The following is a 3,861-nucleotide window of genomic DNA, read 5'->3' on the forward strand; positions in this document are numbered from 1 at the left end:
GACGTGTGCTCTTCCGATCTCCTGAGCGTAGCGAAGGATAAAATAATAAAGAATTCGATTCGAACTTAGTGTAAAATAATTGTTGGACAAAAAAGAAAAAAATATAGAGAATTACTCTCCATCTGATATAATGTAATTTACTACAATCACAACCAAAGGAGGAATTCTCTATGAATAACATTATACAACTAGTCGCTCAAAAAGTTAAGAGGGAAATTGAAGAAAATTTAATAAAGGTGATAGAAGGAAGTACAAACTTAGATCATATCGTAGATTCAGTAGGCGAAATGGTAAATAGCATTGGATTAGATACAATTTCAGCCATAATAGGTGAATTAAACAAAATTATTAAAGAATTACCTGAGAGAAAAGGTAAATATCATGTGCATAAAAGAAATGCAAAACGAAGTTTAGCTACCAGATTTGGAGAGTTGGAATTTGAAAGAACATATTTTAAAAATATTAAAGAAAATAGATATGTACATATACTCGATGAAATCTTAGGTATAGAAAAGTACGAAAGGATAGAAGCAAATCTTAAAGGAAATATTTTAGAAAAAACGGCTGATGTCAGCTATCAAAAAGCAGCAGAGTTATCCACGCCTGTAGTATTAACAAGAGAATCCGTAAAAAGGACAATCAGAGAAAATGGGGCAATAGACAACTTAGAGCTTGAAATTAAGGAAAATAATAAAAATAAAGAAGTAAAGACAATATACATAGAAGCAGATGAAGACCATGTTCCAATGCAAAGAGGAAAGAATAAAATAATGAAATTAGTCTATGTATATGATGATAAAAGGAAAGTAAATAAAGGAAGAACAAAGCTTGAAAATGTAAGATACTTCACAGGAGCTATGAATCCGGAAGACCTATGGACAGAAGTGGCAACATATCTTGATGATGCCTATGATTTAGAAAAGGTAGAAAATATCTATATAGCAGGAGACGGCGCAAGTTGGATAAAAGATGGAACACAAATAATCAAGGATAGCAAATTTGTACTTGATCACTATCATTTAAGTAAATATGTAAAAAAAACAACTGCTCATTTATCGAGCTTGGAGAATCCGGTTTGTATAGATAAACCTTTATGGGAAAGCTTTAGGAGCGGGAATAAAAAACTAGCGATAGAACTAATAAATTTTGCAATAGAAGAAACACCTTCTGAAAAGAAGAAGGAAAGCATGAAAAATGCGAAAAACTATATATTAAATAATTGGGAAGGAATAATAAATCTATTTGGAGAAGAAAAATATAGATGTAGTGCCGAAGGTCACATAAGCCATATATTATCAGCGAGACTAAGCTCAAGACCAATGGGTTGGAGTGTAATAGGAGCAGATGAAATGGCACGAATGAGAGCTTACAAAGCTAATGGAGGTAGTATAAAAGAATACTATAGGAGACTTAGAGCTGAAAGGAAAAAAGAAGAAAGAATCTTAGAACTTGATAAAAAAATAATCAAAAACATTAAGAGGACCTTTAATACAACTGATCCGGATATAATGATAGATATGCCTTATACATATAGAACAGATGGCAGGTGGCTTAAGAACATGCTTAAAAGTTCAGGACTTTAGTACAATGAATGCTATTTAGCTTGCTTTAGATTTTGAGTCTGAGGGGTACATAGCCACCCCAAGGGGCTTGCCATTGGTAATACAATAAATAAGTGCTAAAATGCTTTACAACGAAGGCAGGAAATGAAGCTTGCTTTGAGTTTGTCGCCTTCGGGGAATAATACTATGCATTTATTTATTGGATTGTCAATGGTGGCGGTTAATTACGAAAGTTTAAAGTTAATTTAAATTTAAAATATAGACAATTACTTTTTCATCAATGGAGATATTATTATTCTTATTTAGACAGAAATAAAAACTAATTATTTTCCAACAATTAATTGACACTATCATTTAGAGAGCTAATTGCTATGTCTGCAGACATAGCAAATGCAATGGTTGGGAAGCACGCAGAAAATAACTTTCCCCCAAAATCACACGGAACAATGCGGGTTTGAGTGCTGTGGATAAATAGAAAGCTTGAAATCCACCCCAAACACGTAAAAAGGTCTAAAAAAGGCTTAAATTAGATGAAAACTCCAATCTTTTAGTGTATAATAGTAGTTGAACAAGCCATAAAATACACTATAGAAAGAAAGGAGTTTTCAACATGGCTATTATACCACAACAAACACTATTTGTGTGGAGTGAAATTGAAGATTTAGGAGATTTAGAAAGATTAGATTTAGTTATCGAATATATGCCTGATGAGGAATTAATGCAGATACTCGAAAAAGAGAGAGGAAAAGGTCGAGATGATTTCCCGGTTAGAGCTATATGGAATTCTGTTCTGGCTGGAGTGGTGTTTCAACATCCTTCAATAGAATCTTTACGACGAGAATTATCTAGAAATGGACAATTGCGTTTTATGTGTGGCTTTCGCAATGGGAATATTCCAAAGGCATATATATACTCGAGATTTTTAAATAAACTAATAAAAAAAGAAGAAGTGATTGATGGGATGTTCGATAAACTTGTTGACCAACTGGAAGAACTATTACCGGGGTTTGGTTCAAACTTAGCTATAGACGGTAAAGGTATTTCATCTCTATCCAAAAGAGAGAATAAAAACAAGGTAGAAGATGGTCGCCGAGATTTGGATGCCAACTGGGGCAAAAAGGAATATAAAGGCATTCGAGAAGATGGAACAGCATGGTCAAAAATAGTATCATGGTTTGGCTATAGCCTGCATCTAATAGTGGATGCAGATTATGAATTACCAGTTGCCTATGAATTAACTAAGGCCTCTGAATCAGAGGTTAAGCAGGCTCATAAGATGGTAGGTGATCTCAATCAAAATCATCCTGAACTTATTAAAAGATGCGAAACCATGATAGCCGACAGAGGTTACGATGATATAAAACTCCATGAAAAGTTATGGAATGATTACGGAGTAAAGCCTGTTATCGATATTCGTAACATGTGGAAAGATGAAGACAAAACACACCAATTACAAGATCATGAGAACGTAACTTACAATTACAAAGGAAATGTATATTGTACTTGCATGGAAACAGGACGAGTATGGGAGATGTGCGTAGGTGGCTTTGAAAAGGATAGAAAGAGATGCGGAACTTTAAGAAAACTTTGTCCAGCTAAACAATACGGAATAGAATGCAAGTATTTCGAGAAATGTACAGTAAAGCAGGGAATACGAATCGATATTGAATTGGATCAAAGGGTATTCACGCCGATTGACCGTGCAAGCTATAAATGGAATAGGGTCTATGACAAGAGAACGTCTGTTGAAAGAGTCAACAGTAGGCTTGATGAATCTTTTGGCTTTGAAAAGCATTATATCCGTGGAATCAAAAAGATGAAAATAAAATGTGGAGTAGCATTATGTGTCATGCTTGCTATGGCTGTAGGCAGAATAAAAGAAGGTCAAGCAGACAAAATGAGAAGTCTTGTTAAATGTGCATAAAGCAATCCATATAACAGGTTCAGGTGCTTATTCAAAAGTGATGACAGAGTTTACATCAGTTTCCTAACCATTCAAAAATGGTTAGACACTGATGTGTATTTAGTGTACCTATTTTAATTGACAGATGTAAATATATGGATAAATTGGTCATAGTCAATCACTTTGAGTGATTTTTATCTTGAGGTTAAGAATTTTATAGAGTAGACTTCTGCAAAAAAATAATAAAATGGGCACAAAGCAAAAAACTCTTAATAATTAAATATTGCCAAACAAAATTGGCTATGATATACTAATCATAATTACACACAGATTTTGATCATGCTTAGAGTTGTGCCGATAACGGTCTTTTTCATGATATGAAATTTCTGGAGGTAA

2 protein-coding genes are annotated in these 3,861 nt (G+C 33.7%); both read left to right on the top strand.

What is annotated here, in order from left to right; translation table 11 throughout:
* Window positions 1-170 precede the first annotated feature (170 nt).
* Complete coding sequence (locus PHF25_09050; protein ID MDD4528155.1) at window positions 171-1,583, top strand: ISLre2 family transposase; 1,413 nt, start codon at window positions 171-173, stop codon at window positions 1,581-1,583.
* A gap of 589 nt (window positions 1,584-2,172) precedes the next feature.
* Window positions 2,173-3,486, top strand: a complete 1,314-nt coding sequence (locus PHF25_09055; protein MDD4528156.1) for a transposase — start codon at window positions 2,173-2,175, stop codon at window positions 3,484-3,486.
* Window positions 3,487-3,861 lie beyond the last annotated feature (375 nt).

This window comes from Candidatus Margulisiibacteriota bacterium, from assembly GCA_028706105.1.
GTDB lineage: Bacteria > Margulisbacteria > Riflemargulisbacteria > GWF2-35-9 > DYQY01 > DYQY01.

What these genes read in the sequence shown, in the direction of transcription:
- PHF25_09050 (MDD4528155.1), top strand. Translation starts at nt 171, where the DNA reads ATGAATAACATTATACAACTAGTCGCTCAAAAAGTTAAGAGGGAAATT.
- PHF25_09055 (MDD4528156.1), top strand. Translation starts at nt 2,173, where the DNA reads ATGGCTATTATACCACAACAAACACTATTTGTGTGGAGTGAAATTGAA.